The organism is Microcystis sp. M079S1, from assembly GCF_020246425.1.
GTDB classification, from domain to species: domain Bacteria; phylum Cyanobacteriota; class Cyanobacteriia; order Cyanobacteriales; family Microcystaceae; genus Microcystis; species Microcystis aeruginosa.
Genome location: NZ_JADBSZ010000211.1, coordinates 1 through 21552, shown reverse-complemented (window position 1 = coordinate 21552; position 21552 = coordinate 1). Strand labels below are relative to the sequence as shown.

The 21552-nt window shown below is 42.6% G+C and carries 17 protein-coding genes and 2 pseudogenes; 12 read left to right on the top strand and 7 right to left on the bottom strand.

The features are described from left to right. Positions 1-28 precede the first annotated feature (28 nt). The gene (locus IM456_RS14190; protein WP_149985761.1) at positions 29-1153 is read left to right on the top strand and encodes a beta-ketoacyl-ACP synthase; all 1125 of its coding nucleotides are present in this window, start codon (positions 29-31) and stop codon (positions 1151-1153) included. A gap of 779 nt (positions 1154-1932) precedes the next feature. After that, entirely contained in the window at positions 1933-3813 is a 1881-nt protein-coding gene (gene dnaG, locus IM456_RS14185; protein ID WP_287692027.1) for a DNA primase, read from the top strand. Positions 3814-3825: 12 nt separating this feature from the next. Here the strand turns inward: dnaG and IM456_RS14180 are convergent, their stop codons facing one another. From IM456_RS14180 to IM456_RS14165, 4 genes are all read right to left on the bottom strand, one after another. Next, on the bottom strand, positions 3826-5064 hold the full coding sequence (locus IM456_RS14180) for a glycosyltransferase family protein (RefSeq protein ID WP_287692025.1): 1239 nt from the start codon (positions 5062-5064) through the stop codon (positions 3826-3828). 147 nt (positions 5065-5211) lie between these two features. Then, a complete protein-coding gene (locus IM456_RS14175; protein WP_012267092.1) occupies positions 5212-6372 on the bottom strand; it encodes a nucleotidyltransferase family protein in 1161 nt (386 codons plus the stop codon). A 705-nt stretch (positions 6373-7077) separates the two neighbouring features. Beyond that, on the bottom strand, positions 7078-8265 hold the full coding sequence (locus IM456_RS14170; RefSeq protein ID WP_149985765.1) for an RNA-guided endonuclease InsQ/TnpB family protein: 1188 nt from the start codon (positions 8263-8265) through the stop codon (positions 7078-7080). 151 nt (positions 8266-8416) lie between these two features. Next, the gene (locus IM456_RS14165; RefSeq protein WP_002732452.1) at positions 8417-8707 is read right to left on the bottom strand and encodes a small RNA NsiR4-regulated ssr1528 family protein; all 291 of its coding nucleotides are present in this window, start codon (positions 8705-8707) and stop codon (positions 8417-8419) included. A 20-nt stretch (positions 8708-8727) separates the two neighbouring features. Here IM456_RS14165 and IM456_RS14160 point away from each other — a divergent pair, with 20 nt between their 5' ends. The 6 genes from IM456_RS14160 (at position 8728) to shc (ending at position 14682) form a co-directional block, all read left to right on the top strand. After that, positions 8728-9216 carry a BlaI/MecI/CopY family transcriptional regulator gene (locus IM456_RS14160; protein ID WP_002777269.1) on the top strand — a complete coding sequence of 163 codons (489 nt, stop codon included), beginning with the start codon at positions 8728-8730 and terminating at the stop codon, positions 9214-9216. Further along, positions 9216-10064, top strand: a complete 849-nt coding sequence (locus IM456_RS14155) for a M56 family metallopeptidase (RefSeq protein WP_149985766.1) — start codon at positions 9216-9218, stop codon at positions 10062-10064. Before IM456_RS14160 ends, IM456_RS14155 begins: the two co-directional genes overlap by 1 nt. Positions 10065-10066: 2 nt before the next feature. Beyond that, positions 10067-10534, top strand: coding sequence for a thioredoxin-dependent thiol peroxidase (bcp, locus tag IM456_RS14150; RefSeq protein ID WP_149985767.1), 468 nt, complete (start codon positions 10067-10069; stop codon positions 10532-10534). A gap of 462 nt (positions 10535-10996) precedes the next feature. Then, entirely contained in the window at positions 10997-11794 is a 798-nt protein-coding gene (gene rpsB, locus IM456_RS14145; RefSeq protein ID WP_079210095.1) for a 30S ribosomal protein S2, read from the top strand. Between the two features lie 116 nt (positions 11795-11910). Next, positions 11911-12666, top strand: coding sequence for a translation elongation factor Ts (tsf, locus tag IM456_RS14140; protein WP_002753383.1), 756 nt, complete (start codon positions 11911-11913; stop codon positions 12664-12666). A 108-nt stretch (positions 12667-12774) separates the two neighbouring features. Next, positions 12775-14682: a squalene--hopene cyclase gene (gene shc / locus IM456_RS14135; RefSeq protein ID WP_287692022.1), complete on the top strand. Its 1908-nt coding sequence runs from the start codon at positions 12775-12777 to the stop codon at positions 14680-14682. 70 nt (positions 14683-14752) lie between these two features. Here shc and IM456_RS14130 read toward each other — a convergent pair whose 3' ends face one another. Beyond that, positions 14753-15154 carry a helix-turn-helix domain-containing protein gene (locus IM456_RS14130; protein WP_253881050.1) on the bottom strand — a complete coding sequence of 134 codons (402 nt, stop codon included), beginning with the start codon at positions 15152-15154 and terminating at the stop codon, positions 14753-14755. Between the two features lie 383 nt (positions 15155-15537). Between IM456_RS14130 and IM456_RS14125 the strand changes: the two are divergent. Together IM456_RS14125 and IM456_RS14120 are read left to right on the top strand one after the other, a co-directional pair. Continuing rightward, positions 15538-15770, top strand: a pseudogene (locus tag IM456_RS14125) (hypothetical protein). 50 nt (positions 15771-15820) lie between these two features. Beyond that, a complete protein-coding gene (locus IM456_RS14120) occupies positions 15821-16024 on the top strand; it encodes a Txe/YoeB family addiction module toxin (RefSeq protein WP_149985791.1) in 204 nt (67 codons plus the stop codon). Between the two features lie 326 nt (positions 16025-16350). On the opposite strand, the gene IM456_RS14115 is transcribed toward IM456_RS14120, so the two are convergent. Beyond that, the gene (locus IM456_RS14115) at positions 16351-17574 is read right to left on the bottom strand and encodes an ABC transporter substrate-binding protein (RefSeq protein ID WP_287692019.1); all 1224 of its coding nucleotides are present in this window, start codon (positions 17572-17574) and stop codon (positions 16351-16353) included. 271 nt (positions 17575-17845) lie between these two features. Here IM456_RS14115 and IM456_RS14110 point away from each other — a divergent pair, with 271 nt between their 5' ends. Continuing rightward, positions 17846-18151 carry a DUF6825 family protein gene (locus tag IM456_RS14110; protein ID WP_147071563.1) on the top strand — a complete coding sequence of 102 codons (306 nt, stop codon included), beginning with the start codon at positions 17846-17848 and terminating at the stop codon, positions 18149-18151. A gap of 90 nt (positions 18152-18241) precedes the next feature. Next, positions 18242-19930, top strand: coding sequence for an ABC1 kinase family protein (locus IM456_RS14105; RefSeq protein ID WP_287692040.1), 1689 nt, complete (start codon positions 18242-18244; stop codon positions 19928-19930). A 50-nt stretch (positions 19931-19980) separates the two neighbouring features. On the opposite strand, the pseudogene IM456_RS14100 reads toward IM456_RS14105, so the two are convergent. Beyond that, positions 19981-21196: pseudogene (locus tag IM456_RS14100) on the bottom strand (RNA-guided endonuclease InsQ/TnpB family protein). Positions 21197-21552: the final 356 nt, after the last annotated feature.

The window sequence follows — 21552 nt, the reverse complement described above, 5'->3', positions numbered from 1 at the left end:
CTGATAACTGATAACTGATAACTGATAAATGAATGTTGTGGTGACGGGAATTGGGTTGATCAGTTCTCTGGGAAATTTAAGTCAGAGTTGGCAAAGATTACTAGAGGGCAAAACTGGTATAACTAGGCAACAACCCTTTTCTGATTTACCCGCATTACCCTTGGGTTTAATCGGTCACAAACCAGCATTTTTAGAGGATTTAACCAAAATTGCCCTGATTGCCGCCCTTGAAGACGCTCAATTAACGCCTCCCTTAAAGGATTGTGGTGTCACTATCGGTTCTAGTCGCGGTTGTCAGGGTTTATGGGAACGGATGGCAGCGACGGGAATAGTAGAAAACTGGTTAGATAGTTTACCCGATCGCGCCTCGGTATTGACCGCTAGATTGATAGAAACCGGCGCCCCAGTGTTAGCACCCATGGCGGCCTGTGCCACGGGCATCTGGTCGATCGCTCAGGGTGTAGAATTAATTACTATGGGAGAATGCGATCGAGTTTTAGCCGGGGCGATCGAAACCCCGATCACTCCCTTAACTCTGGTGGGATTTGAACAGATTGGAGCTTTGGCGAAAACGGGCTGTTATCCTTTTGATATAGCTAGGGAGGGCTTGGTTTTGGGCGAAGGTGGGGCGATTTTAGTCCTTGAATCGGAAGAACTGGCTTTAAGCAGAAATGCCCCCATCTACGGGCAAATTTTGGGCTATGGTTTTAGCTGCGATGCCGATCATGTCAGCGCCCCGGCGGTGAATAATCGTAGTGCTACCAAAGCCGTAGAACTATGTTTGCACAGAAGTCAATTAAGAAAAGATGAAATTAATTACATTCACCCCCACGGCACTAGCACGCGTTTAAACGATGAACGGGAGGCAAACCTGATCGCCAGCATTTTTGGCTCGCAAGTGGCTGTAAGCTCGACAAAAGGGGCAACAGGACACACTTTAGGGGCTTCGGGCGCGTTAGGTGTGGCTTTTTGTTTAATGGCTCTGAAAAATCAGCTAATTCCCCCCTGTGTCGGTGTGCGCGAGTCGCCTTTTCAGTTAAATTTAACTAGATCGGCTGTTAATTTTTCCCTGCACAATTGTCTCTGTCTTAGTTTCGGTTTCGGAGGACAAAATGCAGCTATCGCAGTGGGGAAGTTTTTCAGTGATCAGTAACCAGTTCTTTCCTTGCCCGTCTCTGCATTTCTTTTTAACAAAACTTAACAATTATGGGCGAAATTTTGCTGGCTTTTGTCGGGAGATTTTGAGATAATATTTTTAAAAGATTTTATTCATAATGGGAATATTTGAACTTGCAAAAATTGGCACGGATTCCCATTATGAGAAAAGCATAGCACAAGCCGCCGCCAAAGTCAAGTCCTTTCTTATTACTTATGGGTGCGAATTTCCAGGAGTCAAAAAGGGCCTTAGTGGGGGTGTTAGGTGTTGGGGAGATTTTTCAGTGATCAGCGATCGGTAAACAAAGACGGTGGGAAACTTCTTATTTAATACTGCTCACTTAATATAAGTAGGGAGGCACAATTATGGCTCTCTTAGGTTTGGTGGGTAAAATGTATTCTAAGATACAGTCCTGCTGGCGAGCGAGTGGAAGGAACCACAAAGACACAAAGGACACAAAGATTGAGCGCTCCTATATAAGTTAAACTTATCACACAAAGAAGAAGAGAGCCCAATTATTTGTAGGATGGGTTAGGGGTAGCGTAACATGAGCGGGTGTTGGGTTTCATGCTTCAACCCAACCTACGTTCTTAGTTTCGGGTTCGGAGGACAAAATGCCGCCATCGCAGTGGGGAGATGGGGGAGAAGGAGAGGGGAGTGGGAATTATGAATTATGAATGATGAATGATGAATTGGGGAGACGGGGAGAATAAATAAAAGCAAATCTCCTGATAACTGATAACTGATAACTGATAACTGACTCCTGATAACTGATTATGGATACACCGCGACTACATCCGGACACGATCGAAGAAGTTAAACAAAGAATTGATATTGTGGATTTAATTTCCGAGAGAGTCGTCCTCAAAAAAAGGGGACGGGAATACGTCGGTTTATGTCCTTTTCACGAGGAAAAATCCCCTAGTTTTACGGTTAGTCCTGCCAAACAAATGTATTACTGTTTTGGCTGTGGTGCGGGGGGAAACGGGATTAAATTTCTTATGGAGGTGGGGAAACAATCTTTTAGTGAAGTGGTTTTCGATCTTGCTAGAAGGTATCAAATCCCGATTAAAACTCTGGCAGTAGAACAGCGTCAGGAATTAGAACAGAAATTATCCCTCAAGGAACAATTATACGAAATAATGGCCGTGGCGGTGAGTTTTTATCAACACGCCCTTAGTCAACCTCAAGGGGAAAAAGCGTTAGATTATCTTAAGGTACAACGACAACTAACCGCAGAAACTATCGCTAATTTTCAACTGGGATATTCTCCGGAAGGTTGGGAAACTCTCTATCGTTATTTAGTGGAACAAAAGCGCTATCCTGTGGCTTTAGTGGCACAAGCGGGATTAATTAAAGCGCGTCAAAATGGTAGTGGTTATTACGATCAATTTCGAGATCGTTTAATGATTCCTATTTTTGATAGTCAAGGACGAGCGATCGCTTTTGGTAGTCGCACTTTAGGTAATGAGCAGCCAAAGTATCTAAATTCTCCCGATACTCCTCTATTTGAAAAGGGAAAAACTCTCTTTGCTCTCGATCGAGCTAAACAGGCAATTATTCAGCAAGATTTAGCGATAGTTGTCGAGGGTTATTTTGATGCGATCGCTCTCCATGCTACTGGTATTAGTAATGTGGTTGCCTGTTTAGGAACAGCTTTAAGTCAAGAGCAAATTAAATTACTTTTGCGCTACAGTGAAAGTAAACAAATAATCTTTAATTTTGATGCTGATCAAGCGGGAATTAAAGCGACACAAAGGGCGATCGAGGAAATTAACTCCCTAGTTTATTCAGGACAAGTTAACCTAAAAATCCTCAATCTTCCCGATGGTAAAGATGCCGATGAATTTCTTAAATCTCGTGCTGACGGGGTGAATAGTTATCGAGAACTAATCGAAAAATCTCCTTCTTGGATTGATTGGCAAATCTCGCAAATGTTGGTTAATAAAGATTTAAAACAGGGACTACATTTTCAACAAGTAGCCAATAGTATGGTGAGTTTACTGCAAAAGTTAATCGATAGCAATCAACGCACTTTTTATCTAGATTATTGTGCTGAAATTTTGGCTCAAAAAGATGCGACTCGTTTGCCATATATTTTAAAAAATCTCTCCAAACAGGTTAATAAACCTCTGGGAAAATCCCCGGCAATTAAGAGGAAAAATATTTTAGATAAATCCGAAAAAAACGGCTCAGAAACAGCCGAATGGTTATTATTATTAATCTATCTGCATCGCTCTGAATATCGGGAAATGATTTTAGAATCTTTGGATGAAAAAGATTTAATTTTTAATGTCCCTGATTATCGTTGGTTATGGCAAGTAATTCTAGAGCTAGAAACCCAAATTACTAACCCAAGAGATTTGATGTCAGCTTTACAGAATCATTTATTGATGATAACTACAGACAAAAATCGTGATTTTAATTCTTTATTTCACCTAAGCGAACACACCAGTCAAGCAGTATTTCAACCAGAAGAACAAATTAAAGATGCTATTATAGCTCTGGAAAAAATTAGTTTAATGGAATATCGTCGCTACTGTCAAGAACAATTAATTAATGCTCTCGACAGCAATCAACGGGAATTTTATCAGCAGGAATTTTATCAAACTGTTAATAAATTAATCGAAATTGATCCTCTCTACCAACAAGCTTAATTCTCTAATTGATTAGAAACTAGACAGTTGTTCAGCAATAATAGATACTAACTTATCCACTGCTCCTGCTTGTCCGCGCACTGCCCGCAATTTTTGCCGGATAGCCTCTAATTGTTGGGGATTTTCTAACCAAGATATAGCCATATTTGCCACTTCTTCTGGTTGTAATTCCCCCAATAATTCCGGAACAATTTCGGCAGCGGCCCAAATATTTGGCCAGGCATATAAACGCTTTTTCCGCAACATATAGAGATTAATTATCTTAGCAAATAAAGAACCCACCCCCGGCAGTTGGGCTAATAAACCGGGTAAACCGTCCCAAGTCCGCATCGCGTCTAGTTGCTGAGTCGGTAGTAAAATAATCATCGGGATTGCCAGCGCTCCTAATTCGGCAGTATTAGCACCCACCGTCGTTAAAGCTAAATGACAGCGAGAAAGCTGGTTATGGGCGGGAAAATCGGTAATTAGGTCAACTTTTACCCCCTTATCTGTTTCTAGATAGGGTTTTTCACCGTTTTTTAATTTGGCAGCACTCCAACCGGTTTTAGTGATCATCGGATTATAGCTAGGATCGGCAAATTTCGCCAAATAAGCTAAATTTAGGGTAGGAGCGACGGGAATTAAGAATTTAGTCCTGGAATCCTGCGCGTGTATCTTTTCGGCAATGGCTAGGGTTAGGGGTACACCCTGAGCTAATTTCGAGGGTTTGGAACCCGGGAGAAGTGCAATTAAGGTAGCGTCATCAGGGGTGATAGCATTGGGCAAATCCACCATTAAATCGCCGATAACGGTAAATTTATGCTGATATTGTTGGGGAATATTATTTAATACACTTGTATTCATCACGGCAAAGCGATCGATCCCCCGATACCAACGCGCTTCCCATTCCGCATAGATAACGGTGCGATAACCCAAACGTTTACCGATGGTGAGGGCAAAAAATTGATCGCCCCCTAAAAATAAAACGATGCCCTTGGGGTGCCAATCCCAATTATCGGCGGTTTTTCCCCAGAAAAGAAAATTAAAGAAGTTTTCTGGCGACTGGACTCGATCGACCTCTGGATATTTCCTAACTACTTCCGTTTCCGCCCCCATAGAATGAGTACAAGGGGAAAGAATCACCGAAATCCGCAACAGTGATCGATCTTCTGTTAAGTTTTGTCGCAATCTCTTGACAACTGGACGCACCCATGTAGATATTTCTCCCGGACCATTAGAGAGAATGAGAAGATCAACAGGAGAATCAAACATGATATGTGGTGAGGTAGGAAGTTTTCGTTTTGGGGAGACAGTATTCAGGAGTCAGGAGACAGTATTCAGGAGACTATTTTTATTTGTTTTCCCCTCTCCCTTCTCCCTCACAACGCGCGCGAAGTGGTTTCCCTGTTGGGGTGTTGCCTACTTGCCATTGAATAAAGAACGAATTGCCTGATGTTTAGGGTGATCAAACTCTGGGAGAACCTTGCGGGTATCGGTAATCAACCAATCCAAGGCTGCCGCTTCCACATCGATCGCCGCGCCGGTTTTATCAACACAGTAGCGCCCAAAGACCAACTTATCCACCAAACGCGCCCCTGAACCGAGGCGAGAATATTCAAAAATAACGCTATTATCCACCGTTGCGCCGCCACAAATCCAACAATTCGGGCCAATCATACTCGGACCGACAATTTTCGCCCCGTCTTCAATGCGCGTCATTGCCCCGATATACACAGGTCCGGTGATATCGACTCGCTCCCAGTTTACCCCCACATTTAAGCCCGTGTAGATGCCCGGTTTAACTTCGATGCCGGGGATAGCAACATTTTTAATTTTCCGGGATAACACCCCGCGAATTGCCTGCCAGTAGTCGGGGACTTTACCGATATCCACCCATTCAAAATCCATGTTTAAAGCGTAGAAAGGCGCAGCTTTAGCGACTAATTCGGGGAATAATTCGCCCCCGATGTCGTATTTACTATTAGGGGGAATAAAATCAATGATTTCTGGCTCAAAAATATAGATACCCGTGTTAATGCAGGTACTTAAAGCTTCATCGATGGCCGGTTTTTCTTGGAAACTGAGAATCCGTCCCTCCTCGTCGCTAACTACCACCCCATAACTGGATACTTCCTCTCTGGGGACGGTTTTGGTGACAATAGTGGCGATCGCTCCCTTTTCCCGATGCCATTTAACGGCTGCGGTTAAATCAAGATCGATCAGCGCATCACCACAGAGAACCACAAAAGTATCGTCAAAAAAGGGATTAAAATCTTGAATTCGTCGTAAACCGCCCGCCGATCCCAGGGCATCACCGATTAACTCGCCCTCTTCGATTCTACCCTCGAAAGAATAGCCGATATGCACCCCAAAACGCTGACCATCGCGGAAATAACTCTCAATTTCTTCGGCTAAATGACTAACATTGACCATGATCTGATCAAAGCCATGCTGTCGCAACAGTTCCAACAAAAACTCCATCACCGGCTTTTGTAAAATCGGGATCAGGGGTTTGGGAATCGTATGGGTAATCGGACGGACGCGAGTTCCTTTGCCAGCCGCCAAAATCATGGCTTTCATCGATATTTATTTCCTTTTGCGATCGAGGTTTGTAATTAAATCATGCCTAGTGTATCATTACTGGCTCGGAATCAGTGGTTATCGATCCTCTTGGGGGTACCTCGAAAAATAGATTTACTTCAGCATTTCACCGCCTGAAACCCTGATCAAACCTTGGTTTATTCTCAATTAGTGCGAAGATTTTCTCAATAAGTCCAATTGATCGAGCTACCCCTTGAGTAATTGATAACGGGAAAAAGTGAGAGATTTAACCCAGATTACACTGATGGACAAAATTAACAAATCAACTTTGCTGTAACTCATACTACTCAGTCCTCTAGGCTAAGATGATCAAAAAAAAGCAAGTTTTTAAATTGATGGGCAAAAAAAGGTTAATTTTAGGCAATAACCAAGGCGTTATGTCTAGGCTACCTCGAAAAATCGAATTTTGAGGGCCGGAGCGCCTTGTTAGTTCTTGAAAATAATTCCCTCTTCATCAATGTAGATCAAGGAGATTTCCTCGACCAACAGTTTGTTAACAAAATCTTTTATTCGAGGTGTCCTTGAGCATTAGAGCAACCTAGACTCCCTGCCGAATTTCCCCAACAATCCGGTTAACCGCAAGCAGTCTAGGCGAAAAATGGTGAGCAAAAATTTGACTACTTGAGATATTGACACTCCCGTCGCTAAAAGCGAGGGATTCTTGGTTCACTGACTCAAGTTGTCTTAGCAGGTATTTCTACCAACCAAAATAGAGCTTAAATTTCCCCAAGCGTTTAGGTCTGACGACCAGCTTCCGATATGCCCTATCGTAGCTTTTTTGAGTATATTTAATGCCGCCATCTTGTCCCTATCTTCTATATACCCACACAAACAAACATGAGTTCTGACTGATAGAGACTTTTTGACTAACCGACCACAATTAAGGCATTCTTGACTTGTATAGGCTGGATTAACTGCAATAGTTAATCGGCCGTATTTAATACCAAAATACTCTATCCATTTTCTTAATTGCGACCAACCCGCATCATTAATACTCTTAGCTAGTTTTCGATTACGCACAAGGTTCTTGACTTTTAAATCTTCGTAAGCTATCAAGTCGTTTGACTGAATTAAACGGAGTGCCAATTTTTTAGCAAACTCTTCTCGTTGCCTACTTACTTTTAAATGTCCCTTGGCGTATTTTTGACTAGCTTTTTTGTAGTTATTAGACTGCTTTTGTCCTCTCTTAAACTTTTTCGACTTTCTTCTATTCAGTTTATTAAGACGCTTCTCGGCTTTTCGATAATACTTAGGAGGCTCTACTGTATTCCCGTTGCTGTCAGCATAAAGATATTTTAACCCCATATCTAATCCTACGCAATGACCCGTCGATTCTAATTGTGGGGTTATATCTCTAGCATCGAGTTTTAGCATTAACTGGCAATAATATCCATCAGCCCTTTTAACTATTCTTATCCGTTGAATTTGCCATTCTTGAAAATCCAACAAGTCTCGACTACCAATTAGTTTTAACTCCCCAATATTTTTTCCATCAGTGAAAGTTATTCTCTTGGAATTTCGATTAAGTTTCCAACCTGACTTTTTAAACTCAACAGAATGAGTACGTTTAGAGTATTTAGGATATCCTTTCTTACCAGCGATTTGGTTCTGGCAATTGTTATAGAACCTAAGAATAGCAGTCCAAGTCCGTTCGCAAGCCTGTTGACAAGCTGTAGAGTTAAGGTCTTGAACAAAAGGGTATTCACTTCTTAATTGAGTGACATATTTATATACATCCTTTTGTCCTACACCTTTATTGTCTTCCCAATATCTAAGACATTTATTCCGAACAAACTGTACTGTCCGAATAGCCTCATCAATGGCTTGATATTGAGATGGTTTTCCTCTAAGCTTGTACTCTAAAACAAACATTTTGCGTTATCGACCTACCACGCAAACTACTCTAGCATACTAAAGTTAAATTGGCAACTATAGATTAGAGTTATTCTTAGTCGTGCTTCGCTGTTCTATGCTGGCGGAACTTTTCATCTCCGAGGTGAAACCGAGAGATGAAAAGCCGACATTATAGGTAAAAAGCGATTTCTTTCTCCTTGAGAGGGGCAAAATCGGCGGCTAACAACAGCTGATTTAACTCCTCTTGGGGGATATGTTTGGCCCCGATGCGGACAATTCGCGATCTCATCGTGTTAGAAACCCCGCTTCTTTGTCGTCCTGCTTCCAAACCCATTACCCGGTGATAAAGTTCCAATTTTGCCGGGGGAATCGGGGAACCATCAAAATCAATGCCATTAGCGATCGCCACATCAATGGCATCAGCACCCGTAGTTGTGGTTAAATTAGTTTCGGTGGACATAAAGACAATATAAAGGATCGTTGCTATTTTATCAGGCGATCGATATCCGCCGCTATGATCAGGAAAGTAATCTTCATTTCTGTGTGACTATGGCTCAATTGCCGACCTATCAACCAAAACAGTTATCCCTGGGCCCCCTGGAAGCGGAAATTCTCAATATTGTCTGGGAATTGGAACCCGTTAGCGTTAAGGATGTCCACGATCGCATTTTAGCGGATCCGGAACGAGATCTGGCCTATACTTCTGTGACTACGGTACTGCGTCGTTTAACTAATAAAGGCTGGTTAAGTTGTTATAAACAGGGTCGGATTTTCTACTGGAAACCGATGGTTTCTAAGGAACAAGCACAGGCAATTAAAGCCTACGAACAATTACATCGTTTTTTGGCTATTGGTAATGCGGATGTGGTGGCTTCTTTTGCCGATAGTCTCGATACTGCTAGTGTCGAACAATTAAAAGCAATCGCCTCTCGTTTAGATACCCTTCGTCAACAACGGAGAGAACGCTAATGCACAGTTTAATGTTATTACTAGCATTAACTATCGCCATTGGTTTACGTTGGTTTCTGCCCAGCTATCAGCGTCGTTGGCAGATAACGCTATTTTTCTTTCTCTTTCCTCCTTTGCTGCTGTTAATGACAGTTATATCGGTGGTTTGTATGGGCTATCGTGGGCAAATGTTGGGCTATAACTCTAGTTTAATAAGTTACTTTAGTGCTATAATTTGGCTAGTTTTTGCTCTATTTTGTTTGATAAAACTCTCCTATCAAACCTGGCAAACCCATCGGGATTTTAGCAGTTATCCCCTCAAAAAAATCACCGCTCAGAAGGCGAGAGTTTTAGCAGTGGATTTTCCCTACAGTGCCAGAGTTGGCTTCTGGAAGTCGGAATTAATTGTAACCCAAGGATTATTAAATCTCTTAGATCGAGAACATTTACAAGCAGTTTTAGCCCACGAACAAGCTCACCAAGAATATCATGACACTTTCTGGTTTTTCTGGTTAGGTTGGCTGCGATCGATGTCTTCTTGGCTGCCCAATAGCGAGAATTTATGGTCAGAATTGGTCTTCTTGCGGGAATTACGCGCCGATAAGTACGCTTCTGGACAAGTGGATTATTTACTATTAGCTGAATCGCTGCTTTTAGTGGCAGAAAAAGTTAATCAAGTAGCGGAAATAAGTTTCTCCGATAGTTGCTGTGTCGCTCTCAATGATCATTCTTTAAATAATCGTTTATTAGAGAGAATCGATGCTTTAGTCGAGTCAGAAAAACCAGAACTTACCAGATTTAACTATCAAGTCTGGCTATTGCTTTCCCTCTCCCTCGCTCCTTTCTTACTCTTGCCTTTACACTCCTAAAAATGACCCTAGAAGTTGGACAAAAAGCCCCCGAATTTGCCACCCCCAACCAAAGAGGCGAAATTAGCAAATTAGCAGATTTTGCCGGTCAATGGTTGGTCTTATATTTTTATCCCAAAGATAACACTCCGGGCTGCAGCACAGAAGCGATCGATTTTACCGCTTTGTCGCCGCAATTTCAGCAATTAAATGCGGTAATTCTGGGAGTTAGTCCCGATTCAGAAAAGTCCCACTGTCGTTTTATTGAAAAACACAATTTAACTATTCAATTATTGAGCGATCCCGATCATCAACTGGCGGAAATTTATCAAGTCTGGGGATTAAAAAAATTTATGGGTAAGGAATATATGGGGATTAAACGATCCACTTTCCTGATCGACCCCCGGGGAAATATTGCCTATATTTGGTCAAATGTCAAGGTAAAAGCCCATGCAGAAGCGGTTTTGAAAAAACTTGAGGAATTGCAGTAGCAAGCCCCTAGCAGTTGATTTTTTCTGGGTACTGATTGCGCTCTTTTAAGTACCTAAGCAAAATTAATTACACATCTAAGCCGTCAGACTTCGGCGTGAGATCAGTAGTTCGACAAGCTCACTAACATGAACACTTTTTGCTGTGATTAGTAAACAGTAATCAGTGATCAGTAAACAGTAATCATTAATCAGTGAAAAGACAGTAGGAAACTTCTATTTAATGCTGCTCACTTAAAACTCAAATCTGATAACTGATAGCTGTGTCCTGTCTCGGAGTCTCCTGTCTCGGAGTCTCCTGTGTCCTGTCTCCCGTCTCCTATCCCAACCAAGAAATTAATTTTGCACGACTACTTATGTTAAACTAGAAAAGTTGTCAAAAATCGCACATCTAGGCGATCGGGTGTTTCTAGGAATCTAGAAATCCAGCCCTAGATGGAGGATAAACCCGAAAAGGAGAAAAATATGCCCGTTGTCTCTCTTGCAGAATTGCTAGAGTCTGGGGTTCACTTTGGCCATCAAACGCGCCGTTGGAACCCGAAAATGTCCCAGTACATCTACACTGCCCGGAATGGGGTTCATATCATTGATTTGGTGCAAACTGCCCAATTAATCGAAGAAGCTTACGAATTTGTCCGAGGAGAAGCCGATCGCGGTAAACGCTTTTTATTCATCGGTACGAAACGGCAAGCGGCAGCAATCATTAAACAGGAAGCTTTACGCAGCGGTAGCCACTTCGTTAACCAACGCTGGTTAGGGGGAATGTTAACCAACTGGGAAACCATTCGCGGCCGGGTAGAAAGACTCAAAGAATTAGAAGAATTAGAAAATAGCGGTGCCCTCGATAAACGACCGAAAAAAGAAGCATCGGTACTGCGTCGGGAATTGGGCAAACTGGAAAAATACCTCGGTGGCATTAAAACCATGCGCCGGCTGCCGGATTTAGTCATCGTAGTCGATCAGCGTCGGGAATACAACGCTATCCAAGAATGCCAAAAATTGGGCATTCCCATCATCTCCCTCTTGGATACTAACTGCGATCCTGACTTGGTAGATGTGCCGATTCCCGCCAACGATGACGCAATTCGCTCAGTCAAACTGATTTTAGGCAAAATTAGCGATGCGATCATCGAAGGTCGTCGCGGTGGTCAAGCAGCGGTGGAAGAATACGAGGAAGACTACGATAATGAAACCGAGTACGAGGAAGAAGGTGATTATTCCCAATACGCCGCCGAATTTGCCAGTGGAGACGACGATAACTAGGGAAAATTAGCCATTGATCGCCGCTAGGTTCGGGGGGAAACTTTCCGGACCTATCGAGCGGTCAAACCTGCCCCTCTCGTGGCATGATCAATTATAAGCAGTAGGTTAGGAATTTTATGGCGGAAATTACAGCACAACAGGTTAAAGAACTTAGGGAAAAGACCGGCGCCGGCATGATGGATTGCAAGAGGGCGCTGACGGAAAACGCGGGGGATATAACCAAAGCGATCGAATGGTTGCGTCAAAAAGGGATTACTTCCGCCGAGAAAAAAGCTAGTCGGGTAGCGGCAGAAGGGATGATCGGCAGTTACATCCACACCGGCAGCCGCATCGGTGTTTTAGTGGAAGTGAACTGTGAAACCGATTTTGTCGCCCGTCGCGAGGAGTTCAAAAAATTGGTTAATGACGTGGCGATGCAGATTGCCGCTTGTCCTAACGTCGAATATGTAAAAGTGGCCGATATTCCCGCCGAAATCGCCGCCAAAGAAAAAGAAATTGAGATGGGACGGGACGATTTAGCCAATAAACCCGATAATATCAAAGAAAAAATCGTGGCCGGCCGCATTGAAAAACGTTTGAAAGAACTTTCTCTGCTCGATCAACCCTTTATCCGCGATCAGAACATCAGTATTGACGAATTGCTCAAACAAGCGATCGCCGCTTTGGGAGAAAATATTCAGGTGCGTCGTTTCCAACGCTTTGTACTAGGTGAGGGGATCGAGAAAGAAGAAACGGATTTCGCCGCCGAAGTAGCCGCCCAAATGGGACAAAAAGCCCCGGAACCCGTGGCAGCAGCCCCGCAAGTGGAGGAAAAAGCCCCGGAACCGGCAGCGAAGGATAATCCGCCCGCTAAAGGCAAAAAGAAAAAGTAAGTTAAATGAAGATAAATCTGGTGGGGTGCGAGTTTCGTACCCTTTTTGTCTTCAGGGAATTATGAATTATTTGCACTCGTGGTCCCTAGAGGTTGTCGAACGGAAAAAATGCAGATTCAGGAAAAAATCACCGAAATAGCCGCTAAAACAGCGAAAGCGATCGAACTTTCTCAAAATTATTTACTTTCTACCCAATACTCTGAGGGTTACTGGTGGGCAGAATTAGAATCTAATGTCACCATCACCTCAGAAGCAATTTTACTGCACAAAATCTGGAAAACTGACAAAAAACGCCCCCTAGACAAAGCAGCCACCTATCTGCGTCAGCAACAGTGTCCTAACGGCGCTTGGGAGTTATTTTATGGTGATGGTGGCGATCTTAGCACCACTGTGGAAGCCTACATGGGGCTGCGACTATTGGGAATTCCCGTTAATGATCGTGCTTTAGAAAAAGCTAGAGAATTTATCTTAGCTAAAGGTGGCATCAGCAAAACCCGCATTTTCACCAAAATGCACCTCGCTTTGATTGGTTGTTACGATTGGCAGGGGGTTCCCTCTATCCCCGCTTGGATCATGCTACTGCCGGAAAGTTTCCCTTTTACTATCTATGAAATGTCCAGTTGGGCGCGGGGAAGTACGGTTCCTTTATTAATTGTTTTCGACAAAAAACCCGTGTATAAAATGGGTTTTAATCTCGATGAACTCTATACAGAAGGGGTAAATAATGTCAAGTATGAGTTACCAAAAAATAACAATTGGTCAGATGTTTTTCTCTGGTTAGATGGACTGTTTAAATGGGCAGAAAAAACTGATTTAGTTCCCTTCCGTCAAGAAAGTCTGAAAGCGGCGGAAAAATGGGTAATTGAACGACAGGAAGACACAGGCGATTGGGGAGGAATTATCCCAGCGATGTTAAATTCCCTATTAGCTTTAAAAGCCCTAGGTTATGGTGTTGACGATCCGATTGTTGCCCGCGGTTTAAAAGCCGTGGATAATTTTGCCATTGAGACAGATAATACCTATTGTGTACAGCCCTGTGTGTCGCCGGTTTGGGATACGGCTTGGGTAATTCGATCGCTAATTGAATCCGGTCTAAATCCCGCTCATCCAGCTATGATTAAAGCGGGACAATGGTTAATCGATCAACAAATTCTTGATTATGGCGATTGGGCGATTAAAAATAAAATCGGAACCCCCGGGGGTTGGGCTTTTGAATTTGATAATCGCTGGTATCCCGATTTAGACGATTCGGCAGTGGTGGTGATGGCTTTAGAGTTAATTAAAATGCCCGATGAAAATATTAAAAAAAGCGTGATGAAACGGGCAGTTAATTGGATGGCTACTATGCAGTGTAAAGCTGGTGGTTGGGGAGCTTTTGACATCGATAACGATCAAAACTGGCTTAATTCTTTGCCCTATGCCGATCTAAAAGCAATGATCGATCCTAATACGGCTGATGTTACTGCCAGAGTTCTAGAAATGTTAGGCACTTGTGATGTTAACATGGAGGAAAATCGAGTTAAAAAAGCTTTGGATTATCTGGAAAAAGAACAGGAAGCTGATGGTAGTTGGTTTGGTCGTTGGGGTGTAAATTATATTTATGGAACCAGTGGGGCATTATCTGCTTTGGCTTTTCTGGAACCGAATAAATATCGCCATCAATTGCAAAAAGGAGCCAATTGGTTAAGCAGTTGTCAAAATGTTGATGGTGGTTGGGGTGAAACCTGTTTTAGTTACAATAACCCTAAATTTAAAGGACAGGGAAATAGTACCGCTTCCCAAACTGCTTGGGCGTTAATCGGTTTATTAGCCGTCGGGAAAGTCACAGGCAATTATCAGCGAGAAGTGATTGAAAAGGGCGTTAACTATCTTCTTGTTACCCAAAAAGAAAATGGGACATGGGATGAAGATTACTTCACCGGTACAGGTTTTCCCTGTCATTTTTACCTGAAATATCATTTCTATCAGCAGTATTTTCCTCTACTGGCTTTGGGGCGTTATCGGGCTTTAATTTAGTCTGTTAACCTATGCGTTAAGACAGGAAATAAGCCTAACTGTCTAACGCATTTTTTGTAACTAACACTGATTATTTATTCCCCCTTTTGCATGAGTGCCTATTGCCTTTTGCCTGTCCTGATATGTAGGATATACTCAACGGATTTAGTATTAACTCTTGTTGGCCATCAAGAATGTTATCCATGGTTGACTTGCTTTCAAAAATAGATAGCAAATCTTGGTTTTGTAGGTTTCTTTCCTCTAATATGAATTTCAACAATTCAATTCCATAAATATCAGGTATTGGCTCTTGATTTTCCTCATACTCATAAATTAAAGACCCTAAAACATTTAGATATTCCCTTTCTTCTGCCGTTAATTGGGGTTTGTCTAAAAGGCAATTAATAACCTCCTGCATCATTTCTAAGTCTTCCTCATTGTGAATAGGACGAGGAGGGTATTGCTTTAAGGTGGTTGGAATTAAATATAAGATGGATCTCCTTGAAAGACTTGCTGTGACTCAATTCCCTAGAAAATTAATTGCACCTACCTACTTAGAGGCTTTTGGCGCATTTACAGAAAGTATACAGAAATTCCAACTATTAACAAGCATCGGGTCAACCAGAATAATTAAAAGATTAAATTTTCGGACGGTTCAACCCGTCTTTTTTAATGTCTCATGCCAAGGTTCTAGCTTGGCATGAGAAAAGGGAGGATCTCCCTCCCTTCCCTGATGGGTTACACAAGAGCTAGAACCTCTGGAAATGTGTTACAAGGGATACCCTTGCAACGAGGTAAGACTATACAGAAACGAGAAGAGCCAAGTTATCGTTGAAACTGCTATAATTAATAAAATCTCAAGAATAGCAAAATTATATGAATGCACTAAAATACCGAACAATCATCAAAAATGGTCAACTTAGTTTACCTCCCCTCGACTTACCAGAAGGAACAGTTGTCGAAGCGATTTTATTGATTAAAGAAGCTGCTGAAATGGATGAAACGGACTATCTGCTTTCCACAGAAGCTAACCGTCAACATCTCCAAGAGGCATTGACTCTCTGAAAAATCCTGATAGTTATATTTATGTAGATGCTGCTAACTTATGAGGAAAGTCGCCTTTCTAACCCGAAGTTTTGATGAGTTTAACTAATCGGCGATCGCAGACAAAAAAGTTGACGCTAAAATTGTCAGCCTTATTAAAGATGTTCAAAGAGAGCCTTTTTCTGGATTAGGAAAACCAGAAGCATTAAAACATGAACTATCAGGATTGTGGTCACGACGCATTACAAAAGAACACCGCCTAGTTTATAGCGTGTCTGATCAAGAAATTGTGATCATTTCCTGTAAATTTCACTACTAATAATCGCCAGAAATTCCAGAACTAGCTGAGATCAAGAATTATGGTACAGGAAAACTTAAGAAGAATTTCTGAAGAAAGGGAAAACCAACCTACATTTTTCTTTTATTCTTGTCCAACACCACCATCGAATACTGTCCTATCCCTAGAGAAATTAATTGAATAGAACATTGCAAGTCAAAACAGGATTATGTTGATTTTGGACTCGACTTTAACACTCTTGAACACTTTAAACAGGATTTAGTATTACACAAGAGCTATAACCTCTGGAAGTGCGTTGCAAGGGAGTTCCTTGCAACGAGATAGAAATGAGAAGAACCCTTTACTGATTAATTTTTCACAAAAGTAAATTTACCATTTTTACCATCGGCATCCATTTTAATTTGTGCCACGGAGAATTTATCCTGAATGATTTCTCCTTCGGGAGTAAAAGCAATATCTCCCAAGACAGTGACATACTTACCCGCTAAAATTTCCTGATTTAATTGTTGGCGAATTTGTTCGAGGGAAAGTGTACTGAGTTTATTTTTATCATCTACCCGTTTTAAGGCCTCGACAAAAACTTGAATTCCCGTAAAAGCTTGAGCGGTAAATTGGGGCGGTGCTTTTTTATTTTCTGCTGTATAAGCGGCGACAAAATCCCGATTAATAGGATTATCTAATTCCGGGTTATAAGCTTGAGCGATGAGAATACCATCACATTGAGCTTGACAAACTGGGAAAATATTAGAAGTATTTAAACCATTGCCACCAATAATTAACCCCTGATAGCCTAATTGTCGCAACTGTTTGACCAAATTGCCCCCGTCAGCAACCAAACCAGAAATAACCACTAAATCCGGTTTAATATTAATAGCGGCGGTGGCTTGGTTTTGAAAATCTGTATCGGTGGTTTGGAATTTCTGCACGGTGACAATATCGAGATTTAAACTCTTCAGGGTTTCTTGAAAAGTTTCCGTTTCCGATTTACTAAAAGCATCATTTTGGGCAAAAAAGACAGCCACTTTTTTAATCTTGGGATCGATTTTTAAAGCGGTTTTAACCGCATTGGGAGCGACCACAGCCACAGGAGCGGACACCCTACCCACATATTCACCGATCTGGGGGATACCTTTAGCCGTGTTAGACGGGCCGAGAATGGGAACTTTGGCTCGATCGGCGATCGGACTAGCGGCAAAAGCTTGCTGGGACAAGGACGGACCAAGAATACCCACCACCTTATCTTGGGTGATTAGGGTATTAATGGCGTTGATTGCGCCCTGTTCATCCCCGGCCACATCCTGGATAATAACTTTAATCGGTGTTCCATTAACTCCGCCCTTTTTATTAAAATATGTTTCAGCCATCTTGACACCGATCACCTGTTCCTGTCCCAATAGGGCGAGATTACTGGTTTGAGCCAAAGCTGCGCCGATGGGGATAGCGCCGGTGGCGGCGTTTTCTGCGGGACTGGGGTTAGTTTGACCGGTGGGAGTGCCGGAATTACAGGCCACCACTAGACCAAAAGTGACTAGGGATAATATTAAGGGGATTAATAAACGTTTTCTGAGCATCTTAACTCTCCTGAGGATGATATTGTTGATGACACTATTATTTCGCTAATCGGGTTGATTTCAGCGATAATTCTCGACGCGATCGGACCAGATTTTGCTCCCTTAGCGCCCTTTCTTTCCCCTAATTTTGTCGATTAACCTCCCCGTCTCACCTCCGTTTTCAGAAAAACGATTTGCCTTTTCTGGTTCTGTCGCCTAACCTAGTAGTTAGGGAATCTATTATCGCCTTTCCCGTCCACAAACCCCGAAGCGAAAACATCCATTTAAGATTATGACTAACCCCGTTATTCACGCCTTTTTCCTCGGACGAGCGATCGCTGAAGTGATCGGTGAACAGCTAGAAGATGCGTTTACCAACGCTTTAAGCGAATTAGGCAAATTTGATGCCGAACAACGGGAAAACCTGCGGCAATTCGTCGAAGAAGTGCAAATGAGAGCCGATCAAGCCATGGAAAAGGGAGTATATACTGGTACAGAGTCCAGTGGTTCCTCCAGTGCCGATGTGCAGGAAAACATCGACGAAATGCGCGCCGAAATCGCCCAATTGCGCTCGGAACTAAAAAACTACCAGAATTAACCCAAAACCCCCTTTTAGTCGCTTTAAAGCCCCAAAAATTGCGTGTCAGCCTTTCTACCCGTCCCCGTTACCCCAGAGTTAAACCCAGCAATGCCGGCCCTCGAAGTCGCCAAAAATAGCTATCGTTGGAATCGAGAAAGCTATTCCATCAATCGTCGTCGTCTAGATATTTGGCGATTCGTTCTGACTGTACTTTATCAATTCTGGCTCAACGGTAAAAAATGGAGCTATAACGGCAGCTATAGCGAGGAAAAACTCGCCAGCAGACGCAGAAAACAAGCCGCTTGGATTCGGGAAACCATGCTAGAATTGGGACCGACTTTTATTAAAGTCGGTCAACTGTTCTCCACCCGGGCCGATCTTTTTCCCCTCGAATATGTGGAAGAACTCTCGAAACTACAGGATCAGGTTCCCGCATTTACCTACGAACAGGCCAGCAAAATTATCGAGGTATCCCTCGGTAAACCCCTCAATCAACTCTTTAAAAGCTTTGATCCTATTCCCCTGGCAGCCGCTAGTTTAGGGCAAGTTCACCGGGCCCAACTGAAGAGCGGGGAAGATGTGGTGGTCAAAGTCCAACGGCCCGGATTAAAAAAATTATTTAGTATCGATCTGACCATCCTAAAAAAAATCGCCCAATACTTCCAAAATCATCCCAAATGGGGTAAAGGTCGCGATTGGACGGGTATTTATGAAGAATGCTGTAAAATCCTCTGGGAAGAAACCGATTATCTCAATGAAGGTCGTAACGCTGACACTTTTCGCCGTAATTTTCGCGGGGAAGATTGGGTGAAAGTACCGAAAGTCTATTGGCGCTACACCGCTCCCCGGGTTTTAACCCTAGAATACCTCCCCGGCATCAAAATCAGTCATTATGAAGCCCTAGAAGCGGCCGGACTCGATCGCAAATTGTTGGCTAAACTAGGGGCAAAAGCCTATCTAATTCAACTACTCAATAACGGCTTTTTTCACGCAGATCCTCACCCTGGCAATATTGCCGTTGATAGTGATGGCTCCCTAATTTTCTACGATTTCGGCATGATGGGACAAATTAAAACCAACGTGCGCGAAAAATTAATGCAGACTCTCTTGGGAATTGCCCAAAAAGATGCCGATCGCGTGGTCACTTCTCTGGTGGATTTAGGAGCATTAACTGCTAATGGTGATATGGGAGCAGTGCGGCGATCGATCCAGTATATGCTCGATAACTTCATGGATAAACCCTTTGAGGAGCAATCCGTGGCCTCTATCAGCGATGATCTCTATGAAATCGCCTACGATCAGCCTTTTCGCTTTCCCGCTACCTTTACCTTCGTCATGCGAGCATTTTCTACCCTAGAAGGGGTAGGCAAAGGACTCGATCCCGAATTTAACTTTATGGAAGTGGCCCAACCTTTTGCCCTGCAATTAGTAAATGATATGACAGGAAATAATGGCAGTAATATCCTCGATGAGTTAGGACGACAAGCAGCCCAAGTGAGCAGCACCGCCCTGAGTTTACCCCGACGCATCGATGATACGATCGAAAAATTAGAACGGGGTGATATCCGTGTCCGGGTACGTTCCAGCGAATCCGATCGACTTTTGCGGCGATTGGGTATGATTCAAATGGGAACTAACTACACTTTACTGATCAGTGCTTTGCTGATCTCAGCGACGCTTCTATTCGTCAGTGGTTTTGGTTGGTTAACTTTATTACCGATGGCGATTTCCCTGCTGCCGGGGATAGCTCTTGTGAGACTTTGGCAGAAAATTGAACGTCAGGATCGTATGATGTAATTGATTGCGGGATATTGACATCCTCACCGCCGTAAACGGACGGTGATTCCTCACCACGCCACCTTTTTAGAATGGTCGCTGAATGGGGTTGACGCTTCACAGGACGCTGCTTCTTTAACAGAAGTCTTATGCTGTCCTCCATGTCCGTTTTTTGAGGTCTCCGATTGCCCACCGGCGACCTTGATATTTACCGCAGCATTGATGTCTCGATCATGAAAAGTCCCACAGAAAAAACATTCCCACTCACGGATATTTAACGCCTTTTTCCCGCCAATATTCCCACAACAGGAACATCGCTGAGACGTTGGCTCCCATCGGGAAATTATCAGAAAATCACGCCCATATTTATCTGACTTTGCTGATAGCATATCTCGAAAAGAACGCCATCCTAAGTCTGATATGGCACGGGATAACTTCCGATTTTTAACCATTACCGATGTGTTTAAATCCTCTAAAACTATCGTTTGATTCTCACAAACAATTTTAGTGGATAGTTTATGCAAGAAATCAGTGCGAGTGTCTGTAATCTTTGCGTGGATTTTAGCCACTCGTTTTCTCGCTTTTTCCCGTCGTTTACTTCCTTTCTGTTTTCTAGAAAGGTTTTTCCGATGCTCTTTTAAGCCGTTTTAGCCGTTTCTTTAAGGGTTTTGGTGCGTCTATCTTTTCTCCTGTTGAAAGAGTCGCAAAAGTGGCAATCCCTAGATCGATCCCTACGGTTTGATCGTTATTTGGCAAAGTTTCGGGACGAATCTCGACAACGAAACTAAGAAAGTATCGATCCGCTGCATCTTTAATCACGGTAACGCTAGAAGGTTTAGAGGGTAATGGACGACTCCAAACGACTTTTAAATCACCGATTTTTGCCAAAGTAACGTGGTGTTGATTAATGGTAAAACCATTGTCAGTAAATCTTGCTGATTGTTTAGATTTACGTTTTTTAAACTTAGGAGGTTTTACTTTCTTTCCCTTCCTTTCTCCCTTACAAGATGCAAAAAAGTTAGAATAGGCTGTCTCTAAATCTCTCAAAGACTGTTGTAAAGGAATAGAAGAAACTTCAGTTAACCACTGTTTTTCTTTGGTTTTTTTAATCTGAGTGAGTCTTTTAGACAACTCGGTATATTTTGGCTTTTTTTCTCCTTGTTGATAGAGTTCTTGGCAGTAAGCTAAGGTATCGTTCCAGACGACACGCACACACCCAAACAATTGAGACAAAAGCCTCTTTTGTTGGTCTGTTGGGTAAATACGGTATTGATACCTTGCTTTCATTGGGTTAAAGTATGTGCGTCTGCATTCTATTGTAACTAGGTCTGCTAATTATATCAAGTCATCTACGAAAAGAAAGACACTCTACAATCAGTGATCAGTAATCAGTGATCAGTAAACAGTAAAAAGACAGTAGGAAAATTCTATTTAATACTGCACACTTAAAAAATCACATCTGATAACTGATAACTTACCCACTGATAACTGATAACTGATAACGGCTCTTCGGTTTGTGTTATGCAATGGACGGGGGTTATAAGGGATGTAACCCTTATATAGAAAGGCATTTAGCGATTTTTGTCAATTGTTTTTGCTCTAGAGCGAACTAATCAATTAAGTCTTTTGCCAGATAAGGATTT